This window comes from Yersinia alsatica (genome assembly GCF_025133195.1).
Lineage (GTDB): Bacteria > Pseudomonadota > Gammaproteobacteria > Enterobacterales > Enterobacteriaceae > Yersinia > Yersinia alsatica.
Genome location: NZ_CP104006.1, coordinates 2,969,416 through 2,984,124, shown reverse-complemented (window position 1 = coordinate 2,984,124; position 14,709 = coordinate 2,969,416). Strand labels below are relative to the sequence as shown.

Below are 14,709 nucleotides of genomic sequence, written 5' to 3'. Positions count from 1 at the left end.
TAAACGCTAATCAGATAGACTCTTCATTTACTAGGAATAACTTTAGCCTATTAACCTTAAATAAACCTTAAGATAGGCGTTTTTTGTGAATATATTTTCAGTAATTAATTCATATTGAAATTATTTTTTTTGCATGAAAAATCAATTAAATAGCACAAACTGATATCAGTGACTATAATGGTGGGTTGCGCTATTTTAGCGTTTAAGACATGCAGCGACAGGAACTATAATAATTAGTGAGGAAATCATAATTAAAGGATATTAATTCGACCAACCGAACTCAGATAAATAGGTAAATGTAAGCTTTAACCGCTTTTTGTAATGATCCAATTCTGTTGATTAAAACTATGAATTTGGAAATCGACTTCGAATACTTCAGACAACATATTGGCTTCCATCACTTGCTGAGTCTCTCCTTGCGCCAACACCTTCCCACTGGCCATTAACCAAACTTGGTCAGCCTGTTGCAAAGTATGATTAAGGTCGTGTGCACTGATTATTGCACTGCGCCCAGCAGAGCAAAACTCACGCAACAAGCCGTCCAATGCAACCTTCTGTGCTACATCTAAGCCAGTGTAAGGCTCATCAAGTAATAACAATTTGCTGTCTGGATTAATATCCGGCCAAACCTGCAAAAATACGGCAGCAAGACGAACACGTTGCCACTCACCACCGGAAAGTTGTGACAGCATTCGTGATAATTTATCCGTTAATCGTAGCTTTTGACACAGGTAGCCAATCGTCTCTGCTACGGCTTCCACAGCGACGCCCGCGGGCTGATAGAGAGAAAGATATTGGAAAACTGGCATCATTGTCAGCGCCGATTGCTGCTGAGATAAATATGCGCGCAGCCGGGCCAATTCATTCCCTGAATAGAGTGGTAACGATTTTCCTACCAGAACAATATCGCCACCCGCAGGTAACAGGCCAGCCAGTGAAGCCAGCAAAGTGCTTTTCCCTGCCCCATTTGGCCCGATCAAATGAATTTGCAACCCAGCTTTTACCTCAGATGAAAAAGGTGCCAGGCGAGTTTCTACATTGACATCGCTGAGTTGCAATAGCATTAGAATAATTTTTCCATCGGTATTAGTGAGCGGCCAATGCCCGAGTCACCGCACTGATCAAAATAGGATCTTCTGGCGTCATATCCGGAGCAAAGCGTTCAAGTACTACACCATCCCGGCCAATTAAGAATTTTTCAAAATTCCACAGAATATCACCGGCCTGTTTCGGCTCACGGCCCTTACTTGCCAACCGCTGATAAAACTCACTGCCTTCCGGTTTTACTGCCGCCGGTTTCGCCGCAATCAATTGCTGATATAAAGGATGACGTTGCGGGCCATTAACTTCAATTTTGCTAAACATTGGGAAATCAACGCCGAACGTACCACGGCAGAATGCCTGAATTTCTTCATCGCTACCCGGCTCTTGTCCGGCGAATTCGTTACTTGGGAAACCCAACACTTCAAACCCTTGCTGCTTGTATGTCTTATACAGATTTTCCAAGCCTTCATATTGTTTGGTTAGACCGCATTGAGAGGCCACATTAACCACCAACAAAACCGAACCTTTATACTGTTCCAGTTTAACTGATTGGCCTTCAATGGTTTTTACCGGAATGGAATAAATTGTATGACTCATCGGGAAGAATCCTTATTCAGCAATAATAAACAGATGAACCCACAGGCGTATAAATCTGCGCTAGGCAGATCACTTTACACGGTTCACTCTGGTCAGCAACCAGATAAATAGTGGCGAACCTAATGTAGCAGTCACAACACCAATAGGTAATTCAGCGGAGAATAACGCGATACGCGCGACGACATCAGCCAGCAACAATATCCCTCCTCCCGCCAATGCGCATCCGACCAATAATCGGCGTTGATCAGTTAAACCTGTTAACCGCAAGATATGCGGGATAACCAGACCGATAAAACTGATAACGCCAGCCAAAGCAACACTGATACCAACGAGTAGGCCAATTGCCAATACCAATAAATTGCGCCACAGATGAAGAGGAATACCTAATTGCCTTGCTTGCTGCTCACCAAGAGACATGAAATTAAGTACTCGGCCCTGACAGCAGAGCCATACCACAATAGGTAATAGTGCTAACACCAATCCTTGCTGTCGCCAGTCAATACCACTAAATCCGCCCATCATCCAATACATTAACTGGCGTAAATCCAGACTGGTACTGAAATAGACGGCCCAAGTCATAATGGCACTACACACAATTCCCAAGGCAACGCCAACCAATAGCAGGCGAGCATTGGTTAATAAACGCCGCCGGGCAAAACCCAGTAGCAGCGCTGTCATTAATAAAGCCCCGGCAATAGCGCAAGCGCTCAGAAACCAGATAGGCAGCAATCCATGGCCCAATAATACGGCCATAACCAGCGCGACACCGGCGCCATTTGCCACCCCTAACAAGCCCGGTTCTGCCAACGGATTTTCAAATAAAGCCTGCATAACCGCACCAGAGACAGCAAGGCTGGCCCCCACCATCATGACAGCCAAAGCTCTGGGCATGCGCAACTGCCAGACAAATAATTGCCCGTATTCACTAAACCACTGTGTTGGCCAAAGCCAAATGTCACCGGCACACAAGCTGATGGCCAGCGCTAAGACCAATGTAACCACTAATCCTTTGATATAACGGTGATCACGCTGTTGTTGCCGCTGTTGAAGTGCGGTAAATAACTGACTGGTCTGCATTACATCCTCGGCCATTACCTCAGAATTTACCTGAAGATATCAGATTTCTATTAGGCACTGAGATACCCAATAGACCTCAATATGTAGGAAGGCGGCAAACAAGAAAATTTCAATGAATTTACTCAAGTCAGTGACTTGGGTGTTTGTCTACGGCCAACACACCTGCAACTTGAAAGATGAAGGGTATATTAGGGGGTTAATGTAAGAAGGGGAAGATTTGCATGAAAAATATGACTTTTTTTGATAGAAAGCGCTAATCTTGCCCCTGATTTTTAGAGGCAAAATTAGCGCTCATCTATTATTGGCAATGCCCACTATATTTCGCGCTGCCGCTCTGTCGCAAACCTCCGCCAGCATCTCGCAAAAAGTCAGGGATATCAGCGATTACCATTATTCTGTGGCGGGTAAACCTGCTGACCTCCACGGCCACCACCATTATTTGGGCTGCCATGACTATTTGAACCACCTTGCAGGCCATTGTTGCCCTGCCCGCCATGATTACCCGGTTGCCCGTGCCCGTTATTTTCATTATGTCTTGGCTGATTACCATGGTCATCGTGGTCATTATGCCGTTGCTCCCCATGTTCTTGCCCACGGAACGGGTTGCGGCCATCATGCTCAGGTGGACGCTGCCAGCGACCTCCATCCCAATAATAGCCTCGCTCATTACGATCACCAATATGAGCACCTCGGTGTTCATGCCACCATTGTGGCGGACGCCAATCATAGCCATCCCAGTAATAACCACGGTTATCTTGATCGCCTAAGTGCAAACTGACACCGGGCATATTGATATCAAGTGACACATCTGCCTGCACGGCCAGCGGCATTAACGACAGAACACCCAGTAGCAAGAGATATTTTTTCATATAAGTCCGAATGTATTATTAACAGTTGATAAATATATATCAGCGTAAATATCTTCCTTCTATGAGATAACTTTCCATTTTCTATTTCATTGCATAATTCTTACGATATCCATACAATCATTTCATAGCTGATATTATTGCTCACGACTGTTTCTAACACATCTTAACACTGAACTGACAGTGGCTACTTTTATATTGAATTACAATTGTCGCTCGTATTTACCCCCATAATTTAACGATGAGATAAATAGAATGCGACGTGTAACACTAATGCTAAGTGTGCTCTTACTGAGTTCAGTATTATCCGCTTGCTGTATCTTCCCACCTCCAGGTGGCGGGCATGGCGGCGGTGGTCATGGTAGAGGTCCAGGCATGCATTATAATAACTAGTCACTTTAGGCTAAATGTGCCCGAGGTGTATTAAGTTATTTTCAATAAGAAAAATCTAATTTATATTTTATTGATATTAAATAATTTATCATCTCGGATACTTTAATCAAACTTTCTTATTATTGTGATAATGCATCAGTCCTAATTAATTACGTGTTTACTCTATTAGAAATTAAGATTAATCCTTAATATTTTTATCGATAAGTGATGTGTTCCATCACACTAATGACATTATCTGCCCTCTTTTCCACTGCGAAAACAGTTAAAGCGCATCAGGTAGTGTTCAAATAGCACTTCCTCGTATTGGACCTCGAATGTTTGCTGATAAATAGCATCCGCGCCAGTAACAATAAATACCACTCCTTCCTAGGGAGTAAAGCTGAAAAAGAAAAAGGCCGCTTGCGCGGCCAAGACACTCTTTTAAAATCAATAGTTTACGCATAAAGCAATCACTGGCATGCGTGCCGTTGCGTGGTAAAACCTACTATTGCGTAAGTGATTTGGGCAATTTGTGGATCGTGTTTTGATAATAAAATTGTAAGCAGCATTAAAATTTAGCAACCCCATGACTTCGGTATTAGCTCTACCGTACTGACCTGCCAGCAAGGAATACCCGATCTGCTGCGCGCCGCACTGAGTCAGGCGGTGCCTTATCTGCGGGAGAACCCCGACAGGCTGGCTATCTGGCTGGATAAAAGGACAATCCGCCATGGGTGGGCTGATATCGAGCACAGACAAAAATGATTGTGTTGGCCACAAACAAAAAGAGGCACATGGATAACGAATTTCAGGAACTGGAACAGTATTTACAACACCTGATTAATCGTGGGAAATCTGGCGCTCGGCATAAATTAAGCCGCGATATTTCCATCACCTTGCGCCGTGGTCAACAACAGCGTATTCGTCAGCAATTAAACGCCGACGACTCACCATACACCAAACGCAAAGACAGCATTAAAACCGTGCAAAAACGCCTGCGGTTTATTTACCAGGGCACGGTGCACGACCTGAAAAACTGGTCGGGCAATAAGCGCCAGATAACCGGCTGGGATAATGACCGTAACGCTATCCGCACCTTTAACCGTGTCGATATTGACCGGTTTTTGTCGGTCGAGGCACAAGCCTCCACCAAACGCACCAGTAAAAAACAACCGATGTTTCGCCGCTTACGCAATGCCACATTCTTACGCCTTCAGGCACTGCCCGATTCTGCCGGTGTCGCGGCTAAAATTGCCCAGATACACCAATACGGTGGCACCGACCAGGTGAACCCGTATGTGAAAGCGGACTATCCGGCCCGCCAATTGCTCGGCATCACCGCCAAAGACAGCGATAACGTGATCAGTCAGGTATTTGATTTTATCGCCCAGCCATAAACTGCGGTCAGGGTGAAAAACTCCGCAAGATCGCGTATATTTGTTTCATTCGCATTCTATACGCACTCCCGGAGATGGTAATGGCTATTGTAATGACGAGCCAGGCTGAAAAAAAACAGTACTTTGATCGTGTGAAGTTAGACAACTATCGACAAAGTATGCGTTTGGAAGGCCTAAACAGCTCTAATCAAACCCTGCCAGCGTCAAAGAATGAAAGGGCTAAACTGAAACAAAACTTGATTAATAAATATGCCGCTAAAAGCCAGCAGAGTTCGCGGTGAATAGCGATAAATACGGCGATGGCCCAGATCCTTACACTTATCCGCACAGCCAGGTATTAATCAATAAATTGGGTATTACTGATGACGACCAATTTATTGAGATGGAAAAAGATTTTTCCGAGCTGGCGATTATGGATATCGAATTTAGCCCCCCACCCTATGATTTACTTTACTGGCGCTCATTGCATCAAGCCCTATTTGGCGATATTTATCATTGGGCCGGAAAGCTGCGTACCATTGATATTTCCGAAGGCAACACCCGATTCTGCAATACCAATCGCATTGAACCTGAAGCGAACCGGCTATTTAGCCAATTGGCGCAAGAGAATTATCTGATTGGCCTGCCCTATGATTCGCTGATTGTAAAGCTGGCAGAATACTATTCTGACCTGAATGTTATCCACCCTTTCCGTGAAGGTAATGGCCGGGCGCAGCGGTTACTGTTCGAACATATGGTTATCAACTGCGGCTTTCAAATCTCCTTTGCTGGCATAAGCCCCGATGAATGGATTCAAGCCAATATTGAGGGCTACCATTGCCGTTATCAACGTATGACTGAGATTTTCGCCCGCTGTATTCGTTAAACCACACCGACATTTCCCGCTATACCCAATAGATTTCGAGTTGCAGGTAGGCGGCAACGGAATGAATCCAAGGAGTTGAGATAACTCAATGACTTGGGTGAGTGATGGCAGCCAACAACCCTGCATCTTGAAAGATGACGGGTATAAATTAAGTTGTCACAGCCCCCCTACAACTGCCGCGCGTTGTGCCTCTGCCCGCGCGCGTAAACAATACCGTTACGCTGAATAACGAGTATTGACCACCATGACCAACGCCGAAATCTATCGCCTGATAATGAATCTGATCCGTTTCGGTATCGTGGAACAGGTGAATTTAACCCTTGATCCGCCCATGGCCCGCGTGCGCTGTGGTGAGTTACTGACCGACTGGTTGCCATGGTCTGCCCGTCGTGCCGGAAACGCCCGCATATGGTGGCCGCCGACCGAAGGGGAACAGGTAATTATTTTGGCCGCTGGCGGTGAACTGTCCGCCGGTGTGGCTATTGCGTCCCTGAATCAGAAAAGCATTTCTGCCCCAACGACGGCCGCCAATACCCAACACACCGCCTACCCCGACGGCGCAGTAATTGAGTACAACGCCGACACCGGCGCACTGAAAGTAACCGGCGGCGGCCAGATGAGCGGCGACATTCAACACACTGGTGGCACGTTCTCATCCAATGGTGTGGTGATTGATAGTCATAACCACGGCGGCGTGCAGCGTGGTGGAGAAAACACTTACGGGCCAAACACATGATGTATTTAGGCATGAACGCCCAAACGGGGCGGCGCATTACCGATATGGATCATATTACCCAGTCAATTACCGACATTGTGACCACGCCAGTCACCACCCGGTGTATGCGGCGCGGCTATGGCTCTTTGTTGTCTGACCTGTTAGACGACCCGCAGAACCCGCTGTTGCGATTGAAAGCCATGTCAGCGGCCTACAGAGCCATCATGCGTTGGGAGCCGCGTATCGTACTCACCCGCGTGATATTGACGGAACCGAACGCGGGGAAAATGACACTGGAACTTCACGGCCAGCGCACCGATCTGGCTGACACGTTTAATCTGGCGATCCCGATTGGGGGTGATGCATGAATGTGATTGACCTGTCCCAGTTGCCCGCTCCTTTGGTGGTTGAATCACGGGATTATGAAACCCTGCTGGCCGAACGAAAGGCGGCCTTTATCGCCTTGTATCCCCTTGAGGAACAGAACGCCGTCATGCAAACGCTGACGCTGGAATCAGAACCCATCACCAAGTTATTGCAGGAAAGCACCTACCGTGAGCTGGTACTGCGTCAACGAGTTAATGAGGCCGCACAGGCGGTGATGGTGGCCTATGCCAACAGTGGTGATCTGGATCAGTTGGAGGCCAATAATAACGTCAGTCGCCTGGTCATTACTCCGGCCAACAATGAGGCCATTCCGCCGGTAGCGGCGGTGATGGAGTCCGATACTGATTTTCGTCTGCGCATTCCGCAAGCCTTTGAAGCCCTGAGTGTCGCCGGGCCGACCGGAGCCTATGAAGCCCACGCCCGCAGCGCTGACGGTCGAGTACCGGCCATCACCCACGCCAGTGGTGACAAACACAGCTTTCGGGTGGCTGACCGCGACGCCTACACCGGCGTTACTGCCTACTGCCTGGATCTCAATTACGGCAAGCCGCAAAAAACCAGTGTTCGCCGCAAGCGGAAAACCGCAACACCACCGAAAGTCAAAACCCCGGCCTCCAGTAGCAAAGAGGGAAATTATCTGGAAGGTGTCGAGGGCAATGTTTTTGTGATGCGGGAAACGTTCAAGACAGAACGAGCCGCCCGTCGCGCCGCTGCCGCTCGTTGGTCGAAGCTACAACGGGGTGCGGCTGAATTTTCCATGACACTGGCACGCGGTAGGGCTGATTTATTCCCAGAACTGCCCGCCGTGATGCAGGGATTTAAACCAGAGATTGATCAGGCAGATTGGATAATTACCCAGGTCACGCACACTATTGGGGATAATGGTTTTACTACTGCGCTAAATTTTGAAGTGAAAATCACTAATTTGGACATGGCCGGGGAAGAAACAGAGTAAAAGAATTCAGGGAATGAATAGGTTATACTTTAGCCAAGCACGAAAAAGGTTGGAGTTATTATCATGATGTCATGCCCACAATGTGGTGCCGTCACCCGCACCCGTACCAGCAGAATGATAACCGCCAATACCAAAGAGAATTACCACCAATGCCAGAACCTGTTATGCAGCTGTACGTTTACCACGCTGCAATCCGTCGATAAAATCCTGTCTCAACCCAGCCGCAATAATACCGCCACCCTACCCCGCGATCTGTTTTTTCCGGGGCATTTGGATGATGACCAGTTTGATTTAGCGTTTTAATACTTAGCTGTTTTCAATTAGCCTGCCGCGTGCGGGCTTTTTTGTCTGCTCTTTCTTTTGTTTTTCGCTCACATTCATCCAGTAAGCCGTTTGAAATGTATTCTAATAATGCATATAGATACAGTATGACTATAGACATGAGCCCGTAGTAATGCCGATCAGAGACATCATGTGTTAAGAATTTAAAGCAGCAATAACCACTTATTATTAATAAAATATTTCCAAGCAAGCTACATAATTCATCCAAGATTTCATATAAAGAGAAACTTCTATTTAAATTCCATTTAATACACTGCCGCTTGAATAGAAAAGAGAAAATAAATACTAGACCTACCAGGATTACAAAAATAGTGTAACTGCCCACCATTGATTCGAACATTTCGCTAGATCCACTTCCCCCGTCCCAAAAGAATGCAATACAAGGGAAAAAAAATCCAACGATGACAAGATAGACAACTATTTTTACTCTCTTTTTGTACAGAGTTTTTGCTAAACAAACTAAATGCTGAAGCCCTTTGCCTAATCCTGAAAATTCCATTTCAAATCAGCTCTATTGGTTTTTAAGATCCCACCTCAAGACTAAAGGTAGAAACACAAATCAAGAAGAATACCCCGAACCTGCGGTCAGGATGTGGACATCATTAAAATAAAATCAACGTATTTCAATAAGTTACAGACAAGAAAAAGGCCGCTTGCGCGGCCTTTTGTTCTGAAAATACTCACTCTTTTGGAGTGGCACTCTCTACCCGGCTTTTTAGCTTTTGTCCTGGACGGAAAGTCACCACACGGCGCGCCGTAATAGGAATGTCCTCACCCGTCTTCGGATTACGGCCCGGACGTTGGTTCTTGTCTCGCAGATCAAAATTGCCAAAGCCAGACAGTTTGACCTGTTCGCCATTCTCAAGAGCACGACGTACCTCTTCAAAGAATAACTCAACCAGATCTTTGGCATCTCGTTTGCTAAGCCCTAGCTTTTCAAATAGATGTTCTGACATTTCAGCTTTAGTAAGCGCCATAGGTTCAATCCCTCAAGGATGCTTGGAATCGCTGTTTTAACGCCTCTACACATCTTGCGACAGTAGCGGCGATCTCCTCTTCTTCCAGTGTACGGGCGGTATCCTGCAACACCAGACTAATAGCCAGACTCTTATAACCTTCTGCTACGCCCTTGCCACGGTACACATCAAACAAGTTTACGCCAACTGCCTGATTTGCGCCAACTTTCTTACACTCCGCCAAAATATCTTCTGCGGGAACGTTTTCAGCCACTACAACGGCAATATCACGACGGTTTGCCGGGAAGCGCGAAATCTCGCTGGCCTGAGGCACGGCGCGGTCTGCGAGCTTGTTCCACTGCACTTCAAACACCACAGTGCGACCATTTAGATCGAGCTTACGTTCCAGTTCAGGATGAACTACACCAATGAAACCAATGTGTTCCCCTGATAAATAAATTGCAGCACTCTGCCCAGGATGCAGTGCAGGATGAGCTTCTGCACGGAATTGAACATCAGATAATTTGCCGGTAAGTTCCAGAATTGCTTCCAAATCGCCCTTCAAATCATAGAAGTCGATCGGCTGACGCGCCAGATCCCAATGTTCATCATAACGGTGGCCAGCAATTACACCGGCTAGCATGAGATCCTGTCTAACCCCGAGATCTGCTGTACTATCAGGTACAAAGCGTAAGCCACTTTCAAATAAACGCAAGCGAGATTGCTGACGATTCTGGTTATACACTACCGCCGACAGTAAACCTGTCAACAATGACAACCGCATTGCAGACATATCAACAGAGATCGGACTTGGCAAGATTAAGGCTTCTTGCTGCGGGTGCAGTAACGCTTGCACTTTAGGGTCAACAAAACTGTAAGTAATTGCTTCCTGGTAGCCGCGATCGACCAAAGCGGTCTTCACTCGCTTGAGTGATAACTTGGCTTCACGATGTTTCGTCATGATCAGATCAGCTTTAATTGGCACATCTGGAATATTGTTATAGCCATAGATGCGGGCAACTTCTTCCACCAAGTCTTCTTCGATTTCCATATCGAAACGCCAGCTTGGGGCTACTGCCTGCCAGTCAGAACCCAGTTCTGTTACCTGACAACCAAGACGGCGCAGAATGTCACTAACTTGCTCTGACGGGACGTGGTGACCAATCAGGCGGTCCAGTTTTTCACGACGCAACGTAATAGTGGCGCGTTTTGGCAATTCAGCCGTTGCGGTCACATCAATAACCGGGCCGGCTTCTCCGCCGCAGATATCAAGCAACAAACGTGTAGCGCGTTCAATGGCTTTATGTTGCAACGCAGGATCCACACCACGCTCATAACGATGAGAAGCATCAGTATGCAGACCATGTCGGCGCGCACGCCCGGTAATTGACAGTGGGCTAAAGAATGCCGATTCCAGCAATACATTGCGGGTCTCTTCATTAACACCAGAATGTTCACCACCAAAAATACCAGCCATCGCCAGCGGTTTTTGCTGATCAGCAATAACCAGAGTGTCGGCATTCAGTTTGGCTTTCGTACCATCCAGTAGTGTCAGCTCTTCACCTTCCGCCGCCAGACGGACAATAATCCCACCGTCGATACGGTCAAGGTCAAACGCATGCATCGGCTGACCTAATTCCAACAAGACGAAGTTGGTGACGTCAACAACCGGATCAATTGAACGAATTCCGCAGCGACGCAGCTTCTCGCGCATCCACAGTGGCGTCGCAGCTTTGACATTAATCCCTTTAACTACGCGTCCCAGATAGCGTGGACAAGCTTGTGGAGCATCTACGCGGATAGGGAAAGTGTCAGTAATGGCGGCTGCAACCGGGCTCATGTCTGGCTCGGTTAATGGCAATTGGTTTACTACCGCCACATCGCGCGCTACGCCGATAATACCTAAGCAATCGGCCCGGTTTGGCGTAACACTGATTTCGATGGTTTTATCGTTCAGATGCAGATATTCGCGCAGGTCAACACCAATTGGCGCATCAGCAGGCAACTCAATAATACCATCGTGATCTTCTGAAATAGCCAGTTCAGAGAAAGAGCACAGCATGCCCTCGGATGGCTCGCCGCGCAGTTTTGCGGCTTTAATTTTGAAATCGCCCGGCAAAACGGCACCCACAGTGGCAACAGCAACTTTCAAGCCCTGACGGCAGTTAGGTGCACCACAAACGATGTCCAATAAACGGTCACCGCCTACATCAATTTTGGTGACTCGCAATTTATCTGCATTTGGATGCTGGCCACATTCAACGACGTGGCCAACAACCACACCATTAAATTCGCCGGCGACTGGCTCTACACCATCAACTTCTAAACCGGCCATAGTTATTTGATGGGCTAAATCATCACTGCTAATGGCTGGGTTTACCCATTCGCGTAACCAAAGTTCACTGAATTTCATGAGATATTCCCGCCTTACTTAAACTGTTTGAGGAAACGCAGATCATTTTCGAAGAAGGCCCGCAAATCGATGACGCCGTAACGCAGCATCGTTAAGCGCTCCATCCCCATACCAAATGCAAAGCCTGAATAAACCTCAGGGTCGATGCCGACGTTTCGCAACACATTTGGATGCACCATGCCGCAGCCCAGCACTTCAAGCCATTTGCCATTTTTACCCATCACATCCACTTCAGCGGACGGTTCAGTAAATGGGAAATAAGACGGGCGGAAGCGAATTTGCAGGTCTTCCTCAAAGAAGTTACGCAAGAAGTCGTGCAAAGTGCCTTTCAAATTGGTGAAGCTGATGTCACGGTCAACAATTAGCCCTTCCATTTGATGGAACATCGGTGTGTGTGTTTGGTCATAATCATTACGATAAACACGGCCCGGCACGATAATACGAATCGGTGGCTGTTGGCCTTGCATGGTACGAATCTGCACACCTGAAGTCTGCGTGCGCAGCAATCGGGTCGCATCAAACCAGAAAGTATCGTGATCTGCGCGAGCTGGGTGATGAGCCGGAATATTTAATGCATCGAAGTTATGATAGTCATCTTCGATTTCAGGGCCGGATTCCACCGAAAAGCCCAATTCACCAAAGAAGGTTTCAATACGATCGATAGTGCGGGTTACTGGATGTAACCCACCGTTTTCCATACGACGCCCTGGTAAAGAGACATCAATAGTTTCAGCTGCCAATCGAGCATTCAGAACGGCTGATTCCAGCTTATCTTTGCGAGCATTAAGTGCTTCTTGTACTTCTTGTTTCGCCTGATTAATGACTGCGCCTGCCGCTGGGCGCTCTTCAGCTGGCAGCTCACGTAGCGATGTCATTTGCAGGGTCAAATGGCCTTTTTTGCCTAAATATTCGACGCGTACCAAATCCAACGCGGCAACATCCTGGGCATCTTCTATGGCTGCTTTAGCTTTGGCAACCAGCTCTGCGAGATGTGGCATTGTTTCCTCTTCCTCTGGCCGGTATGGCCCGCTTGTAGTTATCCCCTTAGAGCTTGAAGCCACCAGCTTGTTAGCTGCAACTACGCACTCTTTGGGTATATAAATTAATGTTATATAAATTGTTAACTATGTAGAAATACAGCCATCTAAAGCCGCGCATACAAGCTCAATAACTGAAAATCTAATATTCAACACTCTTATAAAAATCTACAGGTTTACCTAAAAATGCCGGACTTAATCAAAACCCGCAAGTAGTGCCTACTCAGAGGCTCTAATAAACCTCTGAAATACAAACAAAAAAGCCTCCACGATGGGAGGCTTAGGCGCTATTTTTCGTTTCTATTCTTACGCGCAAGCCTCCTGGAATCAGGCGCTAAAGTAAAAAAAGAAGCGAAAAGTAACTGCATGCATCATAACAACGACCTTCTTTCCAAGAAGATAAAGATTAAAAGAGGGAGACAAGCTCCCTCTTCAATTCTGACTTACGCCAGAGCTACTTTCGCTTTTTCGACCAGTGCAGAGAATGCCACTTTATCGAATACTGCGATGTCAGCCAGGATCTTACGGTCGATTTCAACAGAAGCCTTTTTCAGACCATTGATGAAACGGCTGTAAGACAGACCATTCTGACGAGCAGCTGCGTTGATACGTGCAATCCACAGTTGGCGGAATTGACGCTTCCGTTGACGGCGGTCACGGTAGGCGTATTGGCCTGCCTTGATTACTGCCTGGAAAGCAACACGATAAACGCGCGAACGGGCACCGTAGTAACCTTTCGCCTGCTTTAAGATTTTTTTGTGACGTGCACGTGCTACCACACCACGTTTTACGCGAGCCATTTACTTCTCCTATCGTCTTAATTCAAACCAAAATTACTTATGCGTACGGCAGACATGCCACGACCAGACCCAGATCGTTCTTAGATACCAGGCCTTTTGGACGTAAATGACGTTTACGCTTAGTAGCTTTTTTGGTCAGAATATGACGCAGGTTAGCATGCTTACGCTTAAAACCACCATTGGCGGTCTTTTTGAAGCGCTTAGCGGCGCCGCGTACTGTCTTAATTTTTGGCATTGAATATATCCACTTCGCATTGTTAATTACAACGAGCTAGCTAGGCGAACAGACTTCTTGCTGCGCAAGCGCAGAGAAGCCTGTTACTTGTATGCCTTACTGTCTCTTCTTAGGTGCGAGCACCATGATCATCTGACGGCCTTCGATACGAGTCGGGAAAGACTCCACAACGGCCAGATCAGAATCTTCAGTCAGATCTTTTTTGACACGATTAAGAACTTCCATGCCGATCTGTTGGTGCGCCATTTCACGCCCACGGAAACGCAGGGTGATTTTGGCTTTATCGCCATCTTCCAGAAAGCGAATCAGGTTGCGTAGTTTGACCTGATAGTCGCCATCATCGGTACCAGGACGGAATTTGATTTCCTTGACCTGAATGACTTTTTGCTTCTTCTTCTGTTCTTTTGTCGACTTGCTCTTCTCATAGAGGAATTTGCCGTAATCCATAATACGGCAAACCGGCGGCTCGGCATTCGGACTGATTTCTACTAAATCAACACCAGCTTCCTCAGCTTTTTCAAGAGCTTCATTCAGACTGACAATACCAATCTGCTCACCATCGACGCCTGTTAAGCGAACTTCTGTGGCGCGAATCTCTTTGTTGATGCGATTAGGACGCGCCGGTTGAACTCGTTTTCCGCCTTTAATACT

Annotated in this window: 20 protein-coding genes and 1 other annotated feature; of the genes, 8 read left to right on the top strand and 12 right to left on the bottom strand. The window is 47.0% G+C overall.

Features of this window, described 5'->3' with window-relative positions; translation table 11 throughout:
- Positions 1 to 305 precede the first annotated feature (305 nt).
- From btuD to N0H69_RS13295, 4 genes are all read right to left on the bottom strand, one after another.
- A complete protein-coding gene (gene btuD, locus N0H69_RS13310; protein WP_050151150.1) occupies positions 306 to 1,064 on the bottom strand; it encodes a vitamin B12 ABC transporter ATP-binding protein BtuD in 759 nt (252 codons plus the stop codon).
- Between the two features lie 22 nt (positions 1,065 to 1,086).
- Complete coding sequence (locus tag N0H69_RS13305; protein ID WP_050107182.1) at positions 1,087 to 1,641, bottom strand: glutathione peroxidase; 555 nt, start codon at positions 1,639 to 1,641, stop codon at positions 1,087 to 1,089.
- 69 nt (positions 1,642 to 1,710) lie between these two features.
- Entirely contained in the window at positions 1,711 to 2,718 is a 1,008-nt protein-coding gene (btuC, locus tag N0H69_RS13300; protein WP_050145959.1) for a vitamin B12 ABC transporter permease BtuC, read from the bottom strand.
- A gap of 377 nt (positions 2,719 to 3,095) precedes the next feature.
- A complete protein-coding gene (locus tag N0H69_RS13295; RefSeq protein ID WP_050121249.1) occupies positions 3,096 to 3,587 on the bottom strand; it encodes a DUF2502 domain-containing protein in 492 nt (163 codons plus the stop codon).
- 1,035 nt (positions 3,588 to 4,622) lie between these two features.
- On the opposite strand from N0H69_RS13295, the gene N0H69_RS22325 reads away from it, so the two are divergent.
- From N0H69_RS22325 to N0H69_RS13260, 8 genes are all read left to right on the top strand, one after another.
- Positions 4,623 to 4,721: a hypothetical protein gene (locus tag N0H69_RS22325; protein WP_446053754.1), complete on the top strand. Its 99-nt coding sequence runs from the start codon at positions 4,623 to 4,625 to the stop codon at positions 4,719 to 4,721.
- A 29-nt stretch (positions 4,722 to 4,750) separates the two neighbouring features.
- On the top strand, positions 4,751 to 5,353 hold the full coding sequence (locus N0H69_RS13290; protein ID WP_050151149.1) for a phage virion morphogenesis family protein: 603 nt from the start codon (positions 4,751 to 4,753) through the stop codon (positions 5,351 to 5,353).
- A gap of 80 nt (positions 5,354 to 5,433) precedes the next feature.
- Entirely contained in the window at positions 5,434 to 5,634 is a 201-nt protein-coding gene (locus N0H69_RS13285; protein ID WP_253272094.1) for a YhfG family protein, read from the top strand.
- The gene (locus N0H69_RS13280) at positions 5,631 to 6,218 is read left to right on the top strand and encodes a putative adenosine monophosphate-protein transferase Fic (protein WP_050151148.1); all 588 of its coding nucleotides are present in this window, start codon (positions 5,631 to 5,633) and stop codon (positions 6,216 to 6,218) included. The genes N0H69_RS13285 and N0H69_RS13280 overlap by 4 nt, the downstream gene beginning before the upstream one ends.
- Before the next feature lie 244 nt (positions 6,219 to 6,462).
- Positions 6,463 to 6,954 (top strand): phage baseplate assembly protein V, encoded by a 492-nt coding sequence (locus tag N0H69_RS13275; RefSeq protein ID WP_172665425.1) that lies wholly within the window; start codon positions 6,463 to 6,465, stop codon positions 6,952 to 6,954.
- An 11-nt stretch (positions 6,955 to 6,965) separates the two neighbouring features.
- Complete coding sequence (locus tag N0H69_RS13270; RefSeq protein ID WP_253272093.1) at positions 6,966 to 7,301, top strand: GPW/gp25 family protein; 336 nt, start codon at positions 6,966 to 6,968, stop codon at positions 7,299 to 7,301.
- Complete coding sequence (locus N0H69_RS22270; RefSeq protein WP_050151145.1) at positions 7,298 to 8,275, top strand: contractile injection system protein, VgrG/Pvc8 family; 978 nt, start codon at positions 7,298 to 7,300, stop codon at positions 8,273 to 8,275. The genes N0H69_RS13270 and N0H69_RS22270 overlap by 4 nt, the downstream gene beginning before the upstream one ends.
- Positions 8,276 to 8,338: 63 nt before the next feature.
- The gene (locus N0H69_RS13260) at positions 8,339 to 8,578 is read left to right on the top strand and encodes an ogr/Delta-like zinc finger family protein (protein ID WP_050151143.1); all 240 of its coding nucleotides are present in this window, start codon (positions 8,339 to 8,341) and stop codon (positions 8,576 to 8,578) included.
- A gap of 13 nt (positions 8,579 to 8,591) precedes the next feature.
- On the opposite strand, the gene N0H69_RS13255 is transcribed toward N0H69_RS13260, so the two are convergent.
- The 8 genes from N0H69_RS13255 to infC form a co-directional block, all read right to left on the bottom strand.
- Positions 8,592 to 9,116 carry a hypothetical protein gene (locus N0H69_RS13255; RefSeq protein WP_050151142.1) on the bottom strand — a complete coding sequence of 175 codons (525 nt, stop codon included), beginning with the start codon at positions 9,114 to 9,116 and terminating at the stop codon, positions 8,592 to 8,594.
- 181 nt (positions 9,117 to 9,297) lie between these two features.
- A complete protein-coding gene (gene ihfA / locus N0H69_RS13250; protein WP_002211830.1) occupies positions 9,298 to 9,594 on the bottom strand; it encodes an integration host factor subunit alpha in 297 nt (98 codons plus the stop codon).
- Positions 9,595 to 9,598: 4 nt separating this feature from the next.
- Positions 9,599 to 11,986, bottom strand: a complete 2,388-nt coding sequence (pheT, locus tag N0H69_RS13245; RefSeq protein ID WP_050134545.1) for a phenylalanine--tRNA ligase subunit beta — start codon at positions 11,984 to 11,986, stop codon at positions 9,599 to 9,601.
- Between the two features lie 14 nt (positions 11,987 to 12,000).
- Positions 12,001 to 12,984, bottom strand: a complete 984-nt coding sequence (gene pheS, locus N0H69_RS13240) for a phenylalanine--tRNA ligase subunit alpha (RefSeq protein ID WP_050151140.1) — start codon at positions 12,982 to 12,984, stop codon at positions 12,001 to 12,003.
- Between the two features lie 292 nt (positions 12,985 to 13,276).
- Positions 13,277 to 13,399: a sequence feature (Phe leader region), on the bottom strand.
- Complete coding sequence (gene pheM / locus N0H69_RS22265) at positions 13,351 to 13,395, bottom strand: pheST operon leader peptide PheM (RefSeq protein ID WP_223300610.1); 45 nt, start codon at positions 13,393 to 13,395, stop codon at positions 13,351 to 13,353. It overlaps the preceding feature by 45 nt.
- Before the next feature lie 67 nt (positions 13,400 to 13,466).
- Complete coding sequence (gene rplT, locus N0H69_RS13235; protein WP_004706556.1) at positions 13,467 to 13,823, bottom strand: 50S ribosomal protein L20; 357 nt, start codon at positions 13,821 to 13,823, stop codon at positions 13,467 to 13,469.
- 37 nt (positions 13,824 to 13,860) lie between these two features.
- On the bottom strand, positions 13,861 to 14,058 hold the full coding sequence (gene rpmI, locus N0H69_RS13230; RefSeq protein WP_002211834.1) for a 50S ribosomal protein L35: 198 nt from the start codon (positions 14,056 to 14,058) through the stop codon (positions 13,861 to 13,863).
- Between the two features lie 96 nt (positions 14,059 to 14,154).
- Positions 14,155 to 14,706 carry a translation initiation factor IF-3 gene (infC, locus tag N0H69_RS13225; protein ID WP_011816226.1) on the bottom strand — a complete coding sequence of 184 codons (552 nt, stop codon included), beginning with the start codon at positions 14,704 to 14,706 and terminating at the stop codon, positions 14,155 to 14,157.
- Positions 14,707 to 14,709 lie beyond the last annotated feature (3 nt).